The organism is Sphingobium scionense, assembly GCF_014197035.1.
Lineage (GTDB): Bacteria > Pseudomonadota > Alphaproteobacteria > Sphingomonadales > Sphingomonadaceae > Sphingobium > Sphingobium scionense.
Genome location: NZ_JACIEU010000008.1, coordinates 158,998 through 173,058, shown reverse-complemented (window position 1 = coordinate 173,058; position 14,061 = coordinate 158,998). Strand labels below are relative to the sequence as shown.

Here is a 14,061-nt window from a genome sequence, read left to right as displayed (position 1 = left end):
ATCATGATGACCCCGCTGCTTTCGCTGACGCTTGCCGCCGCCGCCCCACAGGCGCTTCCCACCATGCCCCAGAATCTGAGCGAAGTGCCGGTGATCGAAGGCTGGCAGGGTCGCAAGGTGTCACCAAAATGGTCGGAGAATGTTCACACCCTCTACCGCAAGGCATCGTGCAGCGGCGCGGTCAATTATGAAGGTTCGCAACTGCTGGAACTGGATGTGCTGTTCCTGCTCGATGGTCAGGGCCGACCGCTGAAGATCGCGCCGGTCAATGTTCGCTGCCCCGAAGTCGAAACATTTGTGAGCAAGCGAATCCTCGGCACGCTCAAGGGCAGCTTCCCCAAGTCCGGCACCGACGAACCGGTGTGGATGCGCTCGCAGGTGCGCTTCCTCTGGTCGGACGCATCGTGACGCTGACCGACGATCAACTGGAGCGCTATGCCCGCCATATCGTGCTCAAGGAAATTGGCGGCGCGGGTCAGGTGCGGCTGCTGTCGGCCGATGTGGCGGTGATCGGCGCGGGCGGCATCGGCAGTCCCGCCATCCTCTATCTGGCGGCCGCCGGCGTCGGCACGATCCGGGTGATCGACGATGACGCCGTCGCCCTGTCCAATCTGCAACGACAGATATTGTTCGGCACCGCCGAGATCGGCACGCCCAAGGCCGAAGCGGCAATGGCGGCGATTGCCCGGATCAATCCCGACATCAAGCTGATCCCGATCAACGCCCGGATCGATGCGGACAATGCCGCCATGCTGCTGCGCGAGGCCGATGTCGTGCTGGACGGGTGCGACAGTTTCGCCACCCGGCTGGTGGTGGCCGACGCCGCGCAAGCGCTGCGCATGCCGCTGGTGTCGGCGGCGGTCGGTCCCTTCGAGGGGCAGCTCGCCACCTATCGCGGCTGGGAGAAGGACAAGCCCTGCTATCGCTGCCTGGTCGGCAGCCCGGTCGATGCGCCCGAGCGCAATTGTTCGGAAACCGGTGTGATCGGCGCGCTGACCGGGGTGATTGGCAGCCTGGCCGCACTGGAGGTGATCCGCGCGCTGGTGCCCTTCGGCACCGACATGGCGGGGCAGTTGCTGATCGCGGACCTGCTGGCGATGCGGTTCCGCACGCTGGGCGTGCCCAAGGATCCGGCCTGCCCCGGCTGCGCGGCGGAACTATGCGCGGGCTGAGAATCATCGTCCTGACGGCCGATGCGGAGCGGCTGCGCGGCGCATTGGTCATGGCGACGGCGCACGCAGCCCTGGGCGGCGACGCCAGCCTATTCCTGCAACTGAATGCCGTGGCGCTGCTGACGTCGCCGCTCGCCGCGCCGGAAGACGAGACGCATCAGGCGGCGGGCCTGCCGACGCTCGCCGAATTGCTGGCCGAGGCGCTGGACATGGGGGTGGCCCTGATCGCCTGCCAGAGCGGCCTTGCCCTGTCGGGCCTGTCCGCCGACGCCCTGCCCGCAGGGGTCGAGATCGGCGGCCCACTCTCCTTCCTGCAACAGACCGACGACGCCGCCCGGCTGCTGATCGCCTGAGTCAGTCGCGCCGGAAGATATCCTCGATACGGAGGCCGAACAGGTCGGCGATGCGGAAGGCGAGCGGGAGCGAGGGGTCATATTTGCCGGTCTCGATCGCGTTGACGCTCTGGCGCGAAATGCCGAGCTGGGCGGCGAGATCGCTCTGGTTCCAGTCGCGCTCCGCCCGCAAGACCTTGAGCCGGTTCTTCATGCGCGGCCACCGGGCAGGATCGGCGCCAGCAACAGGCCCAGATTCCACAGGATGAAGGCGGCATAGGCGGGCGCATGGGGGGCAAGGCCGGAACCTTCGAGCAGGCCCCAGACGGTTGTGATCACCAGCATGAAACCGGCCGCGATCAGCGCGCGCCGGGCATGGACCATGCGCAGATATTCGTCGCTCTCCTCCACCAGCAGCCGGCCCATCGCCCAGATGAAGCCGATCAGCGGCGGCGCCGGCAGCAAGGCGACGAGCACGGCCCACACTCCTGCCGGATGCCATTCGCGCTGGATAGTGATGGCCGCGACCACGGTGACGACATTGGCGATCATCAGCGGCACGACCCGACCGATATAGCGGGCGATCGCCGATCCCGGCACGGCACGCGCCAGCCGCATCGCTTCCCAGATCAGCCAGCCCAGCGCCAGCAGGCCCGGTACCATCAGCGGCAATTTGCCATTGCCGCTGATGGTGAAGATGTTGGCGGCGACAGCGGCGGCGACCATCAGCAATGTGAACAGCGCGGCCGCGGCGCAGATGCGCCAGGGAAAGGGGTGCGTAGGTTCCGGGGCGATCATGACTCATGCTTCCTGCTCTGAATGGGTCAAGTACCCTTTACAGAAGCGGGAAGCACGGAGTCAATGTGCCTTTACATTTTATCGCGTACCCTTGTCAGAACTGGCCATAGCGCTCATTGCCGACGAAGCCCAGCTTGGTGACGCCGGAACGACGGATGTCGGCCAGCGTCTGGTCGACCACCAGATAGCGGGCGGCGGCATCCGGCTGGAATTGCAGTTCCGGTTCGACAGGCAGGGCCAGCGTCTGAGCGAGATAGCGGCGCAGGGTCAGCGGATCGACCGCCATGCCGTTCCAGCGGACCACGCCCGATGCGTCGATCGTCACCTTGTTCTTGATCGGATCGGGTTGGGGCAGGCTGGTATCGACCGGCGCCTGGGGCAGGTTGATGCCCACGCTATGGGTCTGGATCGGGATGGTGATGATGAACATGATCAGCAGCACGAGCATGACGTCGATCAGCGGCGTCGTGTTCATCTCGCCCATCGGCGCGTCATCCTGCGCGCCACGGGATTCTGCAAAGCTCAAAGCCATAAGTCCCTCCTGCACTGATAATGATATATCAGCACATAAAACATGCGCCCATGGATGACTCTTGGCAAGAGGGCTTCTATTGACAGGGCAGACCGCCCATTTATGGGGAAGGCGCGGCTTTTTCGGCTGCGCAACCCGCAAATTTCACAGAAAGACCCCCCGTGTCCGCCATGCTCAAGATCACCCTGCCCGATGGTTCCGTGCGTGAAGTCGCGCCCGGCACTACCCCGGCGGACATTGCAGCGGCGATCGGGCCGGGCCTGGCCAAGGCGGCGATCGCTGCGAAGGTCGACGGCGAGCTGCGCGACATCATGCGCCCGCTGGAACAGGATTCGCAGCTGGCGCTGGTAACGGCGAAGGACGAGGCCGACGCGCTGGAACTGGCGCGCCACGATTTCGCCCATGTGCTGGCCGAAGCGGTGCAGGCGCTGTTCCCCGGTACGCAGATCACCTTCGGCCCGGCGACCGACGATGGTTTCTATTATGACTTCGCACCCAAGGATCGCCCCTTTACCGAGGAAGACCTGCCCGCGATCGAGGCGGAGATGCGCAAGATCATCGCCGCCAACAAGCCGCTGCGCCGCGAAGTCATCGCCCGCGACACGCTGATCGCGCAGTGGGAAGCGGCCGGCGAAACCTTCAAGGCGCAATGGGCGGCCGAACTGCCGCAGAGCGAGGAACTGACCGTCTATCATTCGGGTGACGGCTGGTACGACATGTGCCGCGGCCCGCACCTGGCCTCGACCGGCAAGCTGGACCCGGCGGCGTTCAAGCTGACCCGCGTGTCGGGCGCCTATTGGCGCGGCGACCAGAAGAATGCAATGCTGAGCCGCATCTATGGCACCGGCTGGCTGAACAAGAAGCAACTCAACGAGCATCTGACCCGACTGGAAGAGGCCGGCAAGCGCGACCATCGCAAGCTGGGCGCTGAGATGGACCTGTTCCATCTGCAGCAGGAAGCGCATGGCAGCGTCTTCTGGCACCCCAAGGGCTATCTGATCTGGCGCGAGCTGGAAGCCTATATGCGCCGCGCGATCGACGATGCCGGCTATCGCGAGGTCAAGACCCCGCAGGTGATGGACGCGCGCCAGTGGGAGCAGTCCGGCCATTGGGGCAAATATCGCGAGAATATGTTCGTCATCCCCGACGAAGTGCCCAACGTCGCGGACGAAGGCCCGCTGGTGTCGGACGATGTCGACTGGATGGCACTCAAGCCGATGAACTGCCCGGCGCACATCCTGATCTTCAAGCAGGGGATCAAGAGCTATCGCGATCTGCCGCTGCGTTTCTACGAAAATGGCTGCTGCCATCGCAACGAGCCGCATGGCGCGCTGCACGGCCTGATGCGGGTGCGCCAATTCACCCAGGACGACGCCCATATCTTCTGCCGCGAAGACCAGATCGTCGAGGAAGTGCGTGCCTTCTGTGCGCTGGCCGACCGGATCTACCGGGATTTCGGCTTCACCTACTCGATCAAGCTGGCGCTGCGCCCGGAAAAGCGCTTCGGCACCGAGGAAATGTGGGACAAGGCGGAAGAGGAACTGCGCAATGCGGTTGCCGCCGCCGGCCTCAACACGCCCGAATATGGCTGGGAAGAGCTGCCCGGCGAAGGCGCCTTCTATGCGCCCAAGCTGGAATGGCATCTGACCGACGCGATCGGCCGCACCTGGCAGGTCGGCACGATCCAGTCCGACCGCGTGCTGCCCGAGCGGCTTGACGCCAGCTATATTGCCGAGGATGGCGAGCGCCACCGCCCGGTCATGCTGCACCGCGCGATCTTCGGCAGCTATGAGCGGTTCATCGGCATCCTGATCGAACATTATGCCGGCAAGTTCCCGCTGTGGCTGGCGCCGGTGCAGGCGGTGGTCGCGACGATCGTGTCGGATGCGGATACGTATGCGCTGGACGTGGTCGAGAAGCTGCGCGCCGCCGGCATCCGCGCCGAAGCCGACGTGCGCAACGAGAAAATCAACTACAAGGTGCGCGAACATTCGCTGGGCAAGGTACCCAACCTGCTGGTCGTCGGCCGCCGCGAGGCGGAAGAAGGCACGGTGGCGCTGCGCGAACTGGGCAAGGATGGACAGACTATGTTGTCGGTGAGCGACCTGATCGCTCGGCTGGCGAAGGACGCGCTGGCCCCTGATCTGGCCTGACCTGCATGGGGGAGATGGCACCGTAATGGAGCCATCTCCCCACCGGGCCTGACCCGCCCCTGATAGCATGGCGGCATCACCTGACCGGGGGAGAGCCGCAATGCCGATCAACCTGTCCGAACCGCTGCGCTGGACCAGTGCCGACGCCGATGAAACCGCCCTGCTGGAAGATCTGCAGGGCAATATCCTCGACGGCCATGGCCGCAAGGCCACCGTACACCTGATGCTGCGCTTCGGCCCGGATGCGGCCGCCGGCCGCGCGGCGCTCCGCCAGCTAGAGCCGCGGGTGACATCGGCCCTCGCCCAGCTGGAAGCGGCCCGTGCCTATCGCAACACTGGCCAGTCGGGCGGCCCCTTTGTCGGCCTGCTCCTCTCCTCCTCCGGCTATGCGCGATTGGGCATAGCCGACCGCATGCCCGAAGGCCCGGTCGACGGCGCCTTTGCCAGCGGCATGCTCGCCCGCCGCACCATTCTCAACGATCCGCCGGCTCCAGCGCTGGAAGCCCCCTATCAGGAGCGTATAGATGCGATGATCCTGATCGGCGCCGATCCCGACGAGCCGGACCAATGGACATCGCAGGCAGCGCAGGATCTGGCCGATATGATCATGAGCGGATTGGGCAGCGCTGCCAGCCTGGTCACCGCCGAGAGCGGCCGCGCGATCTTCCGCAGCAACAGCGCGGGTGCGGCCGAGGGGATCGAGCATTTCGGCTATGTCGACGGGCGCAGCCAGCCGCTGCTGCTGCAGGAACTGATCGATCGCGAGGCAGCCGGTGGCGGCATCGACCAGTGGAATGCCGCCTTCCCGCTGTCGCAGGTGCTGGTACCCGATCCGGGATCGCCCGACACCGGCACCGCCTTCGGCAGCTATTTCGTCTTCCGCAAGCTGGAACAGCAGGTGAAGGCCTTCAAGGCGCGGGAAGAGGAACTGGGCGCAGAGCTGGGAATCGGCGAACTGGCCGGCGCCTTTCTGGTCGGCCGGTTCGAGGATGGCACACCCGTCACCCTTCAGGGGACGGAAGGCCTCGATCATCCGGTGCCGAACAATTTCAGCTATGATGGCGACAGCGCCGGTGCCCGCTGCCCCTTCTTTGCCCATATCCGCAAGACCAACCCGCGCGGCGATGTCGGCCGGACATTGGTGCCGAATCCGCAGAGCGTAGCGGATTTCGATCGCATCCGCGAATTGGATGACGGCGAACGCCGCGTCATCATGGCGCGGCGCGGCATGCCCTATGGCACGCGCAACCAGGTGACCGACCCCAGCGACCAGCCGGAAGGCGGCGTCGGTCTGATGTTCATGGCGTTCCAGAGCAGCATCGAGGATCAGTTCGAATTCACCCAGCAAAGCTGGGCCAATTCGCCGCCCTTCGTTGCCCGCATCGATGGATCGCCCGGCGATGGGGTCGGCCGCGACCCGATCATCGGCCAGCGTGGCGATGAGCCAGAGGTTGCGCTGGCCGTGCCCAATGCCTGGAACGATGCGGCAGCCGGCACGACGGCGACCGGACTGGCGGAATTTGTCGTCCACAAGGGCGGCGAATATTTCTTCGCGCCGGCCAAGAGCATGCTTCGCGCACTGTGACTGCGCTCAGCCCCTTGCAAAAAGCCCGCATTCACCCGATATAGCGGGTGCGGCAGTAATGCCACATGGGCTGGCGATTCCGTGACTCCGGACTTGCCGCCCTTTTCGGCTTTGCGCTAAAGGGCCGCGAAGAGCCGTTTGTTGTCACAGTCACAGGAGAAGCCGCTATACGTCCCCCAATGATGCGCCGCCCGCTGGCGCCGCCGCCGAAGTCCGGTCCCCGGTATAACGAGTTCATCACCGTACCCAAGGTGCGGGTGATCGACGACGAAGGCGAGAATCTGGGCGTGATGTTTACGCAGGAGGCTATCGAGCAGGCAGCCGAGGTCGGCCTGGATCTGGTCGAGGTGTCGCCGAACGCAGATCCGCCAGTCTGCAAGTTCCTGGACATCGGCAAGTTCAAGTACGAAGCCCAGAAGAAGGCGAATATCGCCCGCAAGACCCAGAAGACGCAGGAACTCAAAGAGATCAAGATGCGTCCGAACATCGACGATCATGATTATGATACGAAGATGAAGAAGGTTCATGATTTCATCGGCGACGGCGACAAGGTGAAGATCACCCTGCGCTTCCGCGGCCGCGAACTCAGCCACCAGCAGCTGGGCATGAACCTGCTCCAGCGCGTGGCGGAAAATGTCGCCGAGATCGCCAAGGTCGAAGCCTATCCGCGCATGGAAGGCCGCCAGATGCTGATGGTGTTGTCGCCGAAATAAGCGGCGAACGCCAATCGCAGACTTAAAAAGGGGAGCGACTTTTGTCGCTCCCCTTTTTCGTGGCTCTCCGTCTTCAGTTCGGCACGATCAGATATTTCTCGCCGGTGCGGCGGGCATTATAGGCCAGCACCGACTCCCGCGTCAGCGCGTCCTTCAGCGATATCCGCGTCTTGTAGTTACTGGCGAACAGGGTGGTCAGATTGTCACGAATGCGGGCGCGCATCCGTTCCACCACATCCGCCCCGGCCTGGGCGAGGAAGGGCGTGAGCAGCCAGCCGCCCACTCGCCAGCTGAAGCCGAAACTGCGCGTGAGCAGCGTCGGCGACAGATCGAGCGCGCCATAGATATAAGCCTGTTTGAGCGTGGTGGAGCCATAGCGGCTATAGGCGGCACCCGCGCTAGCCACCTGCTCCATCGCGCCCAATATACGGCTGACCAGCGCGCCGCCGCCGATCGCATCGAAGACGATGGTCGCGCCCGTTTCGGCGAGCGCGGCAACCAGTTCCTCGGTAAAGCCGTCGGCAGAACTGTCGAGGACATGGTGCGCGCCCAGATCCCGCAGCAAGGCGACCTGTGCCGGGCTCCGCACGATATTGACCAGCGGGATGTCCTCCGCCTGACAGAGTTTGACGAGCATCTGGCCAAGATTGGAGGCGGAGGCGGTGTGGACCAGCGCCTTGTGCCCCTCCGCCCTCATCGTTTCGACAAAGCCAAGCGCGGTCATCGGATTGACGAAGGCCGACGCCCCGTGCTCAGCCGTGGCACCATCGGGCAGGACCATGCAGGCACGCGCATCGACCAGCCGATATTGGGCATACATGCCGCCCGGCACGCAGGTCACCAACTTGCCGAGCAGCGCCTGCGCCTCGGGCGCTTCGCCGGCTGCGATCACTGTGCCCGCCCCTTCATTGCCGACCGTCATCGGTTCGCCAAGACGCGAGGTCATGGCGCGCATCGCCGCCTCGGGCATCTGCGCCACCAGATAGCCATCGCCATATTCGGCATGTTCGACGTCGGCCGCCCCGAGCAACAACCCGAGGTCGGAAGGGTTGATCGGTGCGGCTTCCACCCGCAGCACGACCTGATATCCGGTCGGCGCCGGCAGGGTCTGCTCTGCCAGCGATACGGTCAGGCGGCCATCGGGCGAAAGGGTCGAGAGAAGTTGCAGGCCGGTGATGTCGGACATGAGGAGGCTCCCTTGGCGGCGATGACATTGGCAGCGATGAAAGGGGCTTAGCCTGCCACGCCGCCATCGGCCAGCATCGGCGCGATCAGGCGGCCGGCACGGCGCGGTAGAGCGTGGGATACATCGCCCGGAACGCCTTGAGCTTGGGCATGTCCCAGCGCTGGATATAGGGATGATGGGGGTAGCGGGCCATGAAATCCTGATGATCGGCCCCGGCATCCTGGAAGCCGGTGAAGGGCTCCACCTTGGTCACGATCGGATCACGCCACAGCCCGGCCTTCTGCAACTGCGCCAGATAGGCGCGCGCCGCTTTGTCCTGCTCGGCATTGAGCGGGAAGAGCGCGCTGCGATATTGGGTGCCGCTGTCGGGCCGCTGATAATTGAGCGTGGTAGGATCGGTGATGACCGAGAAGAAGATGCGCAGCAGCGTGCCATAGCTGACCAGCTTCGGATCATAGGTGACCCGGACCGACTCGGCGAAACCGGTATCGCCGCCGCTGACCATGTCATAATCGACCTTGCGGTCGCGCGGGCCACCGGCGAACCCCGCCACGGCGAGCTTCACGCCCTTCACATGGGAAAAGACGCCCTCGACACCCCAGTAGCAGCCGCCCGCGAAGATCGCGGTTTCCAGCGATCGGCTCGACTGCGCATCCAGCGCCGGGATCGGCGCAGGAACGACGGGTTCGGCATGCAATGGAGAAGAAGCGGCGACAAGCGCCGCAAGGGGAAGGAGAAAGAGGCCCTTAGAGCGCCGCACTGCCGGCAGGGGTCGCGGTCGACGCGATCGCGGTCGAGGTCAGCGCCGGCGGCTCATTATTGGGCTGAAGCGCGAACATCGCGACCGCCCCGATGGCAAAACCACCCAGGAAGCGGAAGAACAGTTCGGATTTCAAAAACGCCAACATGGCCAAGCCTTTCTGTCGCGATAGGGTCGCGATCGCCGTCCGGTAGGACATTGCGCCTTGCCCCTGTCTGAACATGATCGCGCCGGATACCGACTTTCGACCAAGGACAGGAGCGGAGCGACGAAATGCCACCGCACTTAAGTTTCTTTACGCAACGGGTATATAGCGCCTGCAGCGTCAATCACAAGACGCTGCAGTGCGAAAAAGACCGTTTCAATTTCTGAGACAATGGGAAAATCCGGGCGCGATAGACAGTATCGCGCCCGGATTTTCAAGAACTTATTACAGGCCGACGATCATCGGCCGGGGATCATTTCAGCGCTGCGCAGGCTTCCTGGATGCGCACGCAGGCGGTCTTGAGCACCTCTTCCGAGGTCGCATAGCTGATGCGGAAGGCCGGCGAGAGGCCGAAAGCGGCGCCATGGACGGCCGCGACCTTCGCTTCGTCGAGGAAATAGCCGATCAGGGTCTCGTCGCTGTCGATGACCTGGCCCTTGGGCGTCACCTTGCCGATCACCCCGCTGGCGTCGGGATAGACATAGAAGGCGCCTTCGGGCGTCGGGCAGTCGAGGCCTGGCGCGTCGTTCAGCATGGCGACGACCATGTCGCGACGCTTCTTGAAGGCGGCATTGCGCTCTTCCAGGAAATCCTGCGGGCCGGTCAGTGCGGCCACGGCCGCCGCCTGGCTGATCGAGCAGGGATTGCTGGTCGACTGCGACTGCAACTTGCCCATCGCCTTGATGATCCATTCGGGGCCGCCAGCGAAACCGATGCGCCAGCCGGTCATCGAGAAGGCCTTGGAGCAGCCATTGACCGTCAGGGTGCGGTCATAAAGGTCCGGGCAGACCTGGGCGATGGTGGCGAATGGGGTCGGCGCGTACCAGACATGCTCATACATGTCGTCGGTCATCACCAGCACATGCGGGTGACGCAGCAGCACCTCGCCCAGTGCCTTGAGTTCGGTCGCCGAATAGGCGGCGCCCGACGGGTTGGACGGCGAATTGAGCATCACCCACTTGGTGCGCGGGGTGATCGCAGCGTCGAGCTGGGCCGGGGTGATCTTGTAGCCCTGGCTGGCCGGGCCTTCGATGAACACCGGCGTGCCGCCGGCAAAGTTCACGATGTCGGGATAGCTGACCCAATAGGGTGCCGGGATGATGACTTCATCGCCCACATCGACCGTGGCGACCAGCGCGTTGAACAGCGTATGCTTGCCACCCGAGTTCACGGTGATCTGGCTGCGCTTGTAGATCAGGCCATTGTCGCGCTTGAACTTGAAGGCGACAGCCTCCTTGACGTCGGCGGTGCCGTCAACGTCGGTATAGCGGGTCAGATTCTTGCGAATGGCTTCGATCCCCGCCTCTTTGACGAAGTCGGGCGTGTCGAAATCGGGTTCGCCGGCCGAAAGGCCAATAACGTCCACGCCTTCGGCTTTAAGCGCATTCACGCGCGCGCTCATCGCCAGGGTGGCGGAGGGCTGGATGCGACCGAGGGCTGCGGAAGTCTGGCTCATGGCAATGATCTTTCTCCAGAGCGATGCCCAGACGGACAAAAGCGTCCGCGTTCGACGACATCGCGACAAAAAATAATATGATCTCCTTGTCCGCCGCACAGGCAGACGCGGCGGTCCTTAGTGTGCAAAGGACGCCGGAGCAACCGCCAGTTGCCGGTTATTGGCTTGTCCGCATCCTAGCAAAACTATCGGGCCAGCGAGGCCGCAACCATCCCGCGCGCAGCATTGCCGATGAAGAAGCCCCGCTCCAGATCATGGATGCGCAGGTCGCCCTCCACCGCCTCGCCCATGTCGAGCAGACTCTGGCGCAGGATACCGCGCAACAACCCACGCGATGCAGGCGGCGTCACCAGCTTGTCGCCGCGCTCCACGAAGATGGAAGAGAAGCAGCCTTCCGTCAGATAGCCCTGCTCGTCGGTCATCAGCACCTCATAGGTGCCGCCGCGCCGCAGCGCATCGCGATAGAGCGAACGGTCCGTCGTCTTGTGCTCCAGCCGCAGATCATCGGCGGGCGCGAGCCGGGGCACGACCTTCACCTGCATGATCGCCTGGGGCCAGGTGCGATGTTCACGCACCTCGATCGCCACCGATCCCTGGCGCGACACCAGCAGGCGAACCCGACTGAGTTCGCGCAGGCGAAAAGTGGCGGCCTGAAGCTCGTTGCGCACACTGTGACGATCGAAGGCGAAGCCCAACGCCTGCGCGCTGTCCTTCAGCCGGCCCAGATGCAGTTCCAGCAGACGCACGCCCTCATGCGGATCGAAGGCCATGGTTTCGAGCAGATCATATCGTCCGTCAGCCACCGACATCGAACCTATTCACGCCCCATTGCAATCATATTTCATCCCAGCGACAGGAAGCGTCCCTTGGCCAGACACTCCGCCCATTCGGCCGACGCATCCGAATCCGCAACGATGCCGGAGCCCAGGCCCAGGCGACCGATACCGCTTCCTTCTTCAACGCAAATGGTGCGAATGGCAACATTGAAAGCCGCGTCCCCCGCCGGATCCATCCAGCCCATGGCCCCAGTATAGACCCCGCGCGCGAACGGCTCGACCATGTCGATGATTTCCATCGCCCGCACCTTGGGCGCGCCGGTGATCGATCCGCAGGGGAAGAGCACCCGCAGCACATCGATCGGCGCCAGCCCCGGCAGCACCCGGCCGCGAATGGTGGAGACCATCTGGTGGACCGTCGGATAAGTTTCGACCTTAAACAGGTCCGGCACAGTGACGGACCCGGCCCGCGCCACACGCGACAGATCATTGCGCAACAGGTCGACGATCATCAGATTTTCCGCGCGCTGCTTGGCATCCTGGGCCAGTTCGGCCGCCAGAGCGATATCCCGGTCGGGATCATGGTCACGCATAGCGGTGCCCTTCATCGGCCGCGCGGTCAGCTGCCCGCGCACCTGGGTGAAGAACAATTCGGGCGAGAAGGACAATATCTGATGCCCGCCGATATTGATGACACCGCCATAGCCAGCCTGCGCGCGCGGACGCAGCGCCGCATAGAGCGCCATCGGATCGCCAGCGAAGCGCAATTCGCACGGGAAGGTCAGGTTGACCTGATAAATGTCGCCGGCGCGGATCAGTTCCTGCACCTGGTCGAATTGCGCGCGATAGTCGGCCTCGCTGACCAAGGGCCAGGGCGCATCGACGCTGATCGCGGTGGGATCGGGCAACAACTCCGTCACGCCATCGGCCGGAATGAAGCGACAGCCCTCGAACAGGCCGAACCAGAGCAACGGCATGGGCTGCGGTCCACCTTTGGGCGGGCGGTGCGCGATAGGCGCCAGCCGCTCCTCCAGCGCCAGCCCGGCTTCATAGCCAATATAGCCCGCAGCATGCAGGCCGGCCTCGCGCGCTTCGGCAAGGCGATCGAGCGCGGGCTGCACCTCCTCCATCCGCCAGGCGGCGATCACCGACACCGGGTCGCGATACAGGCGCGCAGGCGCCGCCCCCTGGACGCGCGCATCGTCGAACAGGGCAAAGGCTTCGGTAGGACCAGGCAGGCGCATGGCGTCCTCTTAACAGGCTTTGGCGCACACGAAAGAGCGATGCAGGGTGGGCAATGATTGCCCGGAAGACCAAAGCTGCCTTAGACAGGGGCCATGTCCGACCAGCCCCCTGCCCCGAGCAGCGAACCGCGTCCGTTCAAACCGGCCTTGCTGCTAGGCCTGCGCAGCCGCTGCCCGGCCTGTGGCGAGGGCAAGCTGTTCGCGCGCTTCCTGAAACCAGTCGCCGCCTGCAGCCATTGCGGTCAGCGCTGGGACGGGCATCAGGCCGATGATTTTCCGGCCTATATCGTCATCCTGCTGCTCGGCCATCTGCTCGTGCCGCTGATGATCGAGGTCAATGCCGCGCTGGCCATTCCGCTCGGCTGGCAGGCCATATTATGGCCTGCGCTGGCGGCAATATTGGGGCTGGCGATGATCCAGCCGGCCAAGGGGGCGGTGCTCGCCTTTCAATGGTCGCGCCGGATGCATGGCTTCGCCTGACGGCGCGCCCGCAAGCCGGACTATTCCGCCGGCTTGCGGATGAAGTTGAGTTCCATCGCCTCGCGCAGCGTGTCGTCGATCGAGCGACGGCCCTCCGCCCCATGGGTGACGACGGTGGTGTCGCAGGTGGCGACACATACGCCCTTCTGGAAGCCGGCCGAGCTGATCGTCCAGCTGGTGCGACCGATATGGCCGATCGCGCAATGGACCTCGAATGGATAAGGAAAGTGCGATTCCTCGATGAAGTTGAGGTTCACATTGGCCACCAGCCAGCGCACGCCCTGTTCCTGCGGGTGGCGCCCCATATGGTGATGAAAGCGGATGCGGGCCGTTTCGAAGATACCGGAAATGGCCACATTGTTGATGTGCCCCATGGTATCAAGATCCTGGAAGCGCGTATCGATGCTCGTGATGAAGCGATATGCGTCGGGACTTAACCGCCAGGATTCGGGTTTGGCCATGTCCTGCTTTCCTTTTAATTGTTTTTTTGCTCTTAGCCCAGCGATCTTGCGATGCAATGTTCGCGGCGAAAATGCCGCGACTGCGACCTTTATGACACAGACGAAATCATAACGATATTGTCACGAAAGTGACGCCGGAGCGTCGCGATAGTCACATTGCAGTGCAACATGCCAAGCTTAGAGCGCCCGCCAATCACATCCGATTGGG

At 63.9% G+C, this 14,061-nt stretch carries 17 protein-coding genes; 7 read left to right on the top strand and 10 right to left on the bottom strand.

Annotation, left to right across the window (positions count from 1 at the left end; all coding sequences use genetic code 11):
* The first annotated feature begins 3 nt into the window (after window positions 1-3).
* From GGQ90_RS11375 to GGQ90_RS11365, 3 genes are read left to right on the top strand one after another with little or no spacing between them, the layout of a single operon-like run.
* A complete protein-coding gene (locus GGQ90_RS11375; RefSeq protein ID WP_188082273.1) occupies window positions 4-408 on the top strand; it encodes a hypothetical protein in 405 nt (134 codons plus the stop codon).
* On the top strand, window positions 405-1,172 hold the full coding sequence (locus GGQ90_RS11370) for a molybdopterin-synthase adenylyltransferase MoeB (RefSeq protein WP_188082272.1): 768 nt from the start codon (window positions 405-407) through the stop codon (window positions 1,170-1,172). The genes GGQ90_RS11375 and GGQ90_RS11370 overlap by 4 nt, the downstream gene beginning before the upstream one ends.
* On the top strand, window positions 1,160-1,525 hold the full coding sequence (locus GGQ90_RS11365) for a DsrE family protein (RefSeq protein WP_188082271.1): 366 nt from the start codon (window positions 1,160-1,162) through the stop codon (window positions 1,523-1,525). Before GGQ90_RS11370 ends, GGQ90_RS11365 begins: the two co-directional genes overlap by 13 nt.
* Before the next feature lies 1 nt (window position 1,526).
* Here the strand turns inward: GGQ90_RS11365 and GGQ90_RS11360 are convergent, their stop codons facing one another.
* The 3 genes from GGQ90_RS11360 to GGQ90_RS11350 form a co-directional block, all read right to left on the bottom strand.
* Window positions 1,527-1,718 carry a helix-turn-helix transcriptional regulator gene (locus tag GGQ90_RS11360; protein ID WP_188082270.1) on the bottom strand — a complete coding sequence of 64 codons (192 nt, stop codon included), beginning with the start codon at window positions 1,716-1,718 and terminating at the stop codon, window positions 1,527-1,529.
* Window positions 1,715-2,302: a hypothetical protein gene (locus tag GGQ90_RS11355; protein ID WP_188082269.1), complete on the bottom strand. Its 588-nt coding sequence runs from the start codon at window positions 2,300-2,302 to the stop codon at window positions 1,715-1,717. The genes GGQ90_RS11360 and GGQ90_RS11355 overlap by 4 nt, the downstream gene beginning before the upstream one ends.
* Window positions 2,303-2,396: 94 nt before the next feature.
* Window positions 2,397-2,834 (bottom strand): ExbD/TolR family protein, encoded by a 438-nt coding sequence (locus GGQ90_RS11350; RefSeq protein WP_188082268.1) that lies wholly within the window; start codon window positions 2,832-2,834, stop codon window positions 2,397-2,399.
* Window positions 2,835-3,004: 170 nt separating this feature from the next.
* On the opposite strand from GGQ90_RS11350, the gene thrS reads away from it, so the two are divergent.
* The 3 genes from thrS (at window position 3,005) to infC (ending at window position 7,285) form a co-directional block, all read left to right on the top strand.
* A complete protein-coding gene (gene thrS / locus GGQ90_RS11345) occupies window positions 3,005-4,987 on the top strand; it encodes a threonine--tRNA ligase (protein ID WP_188082337.1) in 1,983 nt (660 codons plus the stop codon).
* A 100-nt stretch (window positions 4,988-5,087) separates the two neighbouring features.
* Window positions 5,088-6,572, top strand: coding sequence for a Dyp-type peroxidase (locus GGQ90_RS11340; RefSeq protein WP_188082267.1), 1,485 nt, complete (start codon window positions 5,088-5,090; stop codon window positions 6,570-6,572).
* A gap of 179 nt (window positions 6,573-6,751) precedes the next feature.
* Window positions 6,752-7,285: a translation initiation factor IF-3 gene (gene infC, locus GGQ90_RS11335; RefSeq protein ID WP_188082336.1), complete on the top strand. Its 534-nt coding sequence runs from the start codon at window positions 6,752-6,754 to the stop codon at window positions 7,283-7,285.
* Window positions 7,286-7,358: 73 nt separating this feature from the next.
* Here infC and GGQ90_RS11330 read toward each other — a convergent pair whose 3' ends face one another.
* The 6 genes from GGQ90_RS11330 to pabB form a co-directional block, all read right to left on the bottom strand.
* Window positions 7,359-8,471: a zinc-binding dehydrogenase gene (locus GGQ90_RS11330; RefSeq protein ID WP_188082266.1), complete on the bottom strand. Its 1,113-nt coding sequence runs from the start codon at window positions 8,469-8,471 to the stop codon at window positions 7,359-7,361.
* Between the two features lie 85 nt (window positions 8,472-8,556).
* Window positions 8,557-9,231, bottom strand: a complete 675-nt coding sequence (msrA, locus tag GGQ90_RS11325; RefSeq protein ID WP_188082265.1) for a peptide-methionine (S)-S-oxide reductase MsrA — start codon at window positions 9,229-9,231, stop codon at window positions 8,557-8,559.
* Complete coding sequence (locus GGQ90_RS11320) at window positions 9,218-9,367, bottom strand: hypothetical protein (protein WP_223178231.1); 150 nt, start codon at window positions 9,365-9,367, stop codon at window positions 9,218-9,220. Before GGQ90_RS11320 ends, msrA begins: the two co-directional genes overlap by 14 nt.
* Window positions 9,368-9,689: 322 nt before the next feature.
* A complete protein-coding gene (locus GGQ90_RS11315) occupies window positions 9,690-10,892 on the bottom strand; it encodes a pyridoxal phosphate-dependent aminotransferase (protein ID WP_188082263.1) in 1,203 nt (400 codons plus the stop codon).
* Between the two features lie 185 nt (window positions 10,893-11,077).
* Window positions 11,078-11,701, bottom strand: a complete 624-nt coding sequence (locus GGQ90_RS11310; protein ID WP_188082262.1) for an aminotransferase class IV — start codon at window positions 11,699-11,701, stop codon at window positions 11,078-11,080.
* A gap of 32 nt (window positions 11,702-11,733) precedes the next feature.
* The gene (gene pabB / locus GGQ90_RS11305) at window positions 11,734-12,912 is read right to left on the bottom strand and encodes an aminodeoxychorismate synthase component I (protein ID WP_188082261.1); all 1,179 of its coding nucleotides are present in this window, start codon (window positions 12,910-12,912) and stop codon (window positions 11,734-11,736) included.
* 93 nt (window positions 12,913-13,005) lie between these two features.
* On the opposite strand from pabB, the gene GGQ90_RS11300 reads away from it, so the two are divergent.
* A complete protein-coding gene (locus GGQ90_RS11300; protein ID WP_188082260.1) occupies window positions 13,006-13,392 on the top strand; it encodes a DUF983 domain-containing protein in 387 nt (128 codons plus the stop codon).
* A 20-nt stretch (window positions 13,393-13,412) separates the two neighbouring features.
* On the opposite strand, the gene GGQ90_RS11295 is transcribed toward GGQ90_RS11300, so the two are convergent.
* Window positions 13,413-13,853, bottom strand: coding sequence for an acyl-CoA thioesterase (locus GGQ90_RS11295; RefSeq protein ID WP_188082259.1), 441 nt, complete (start codon window positions 13,851-13,853; stop codon window positions 13,413-13,415).
* Window positions 13,854-14,061: the final 208 nt, after the last annotated feature.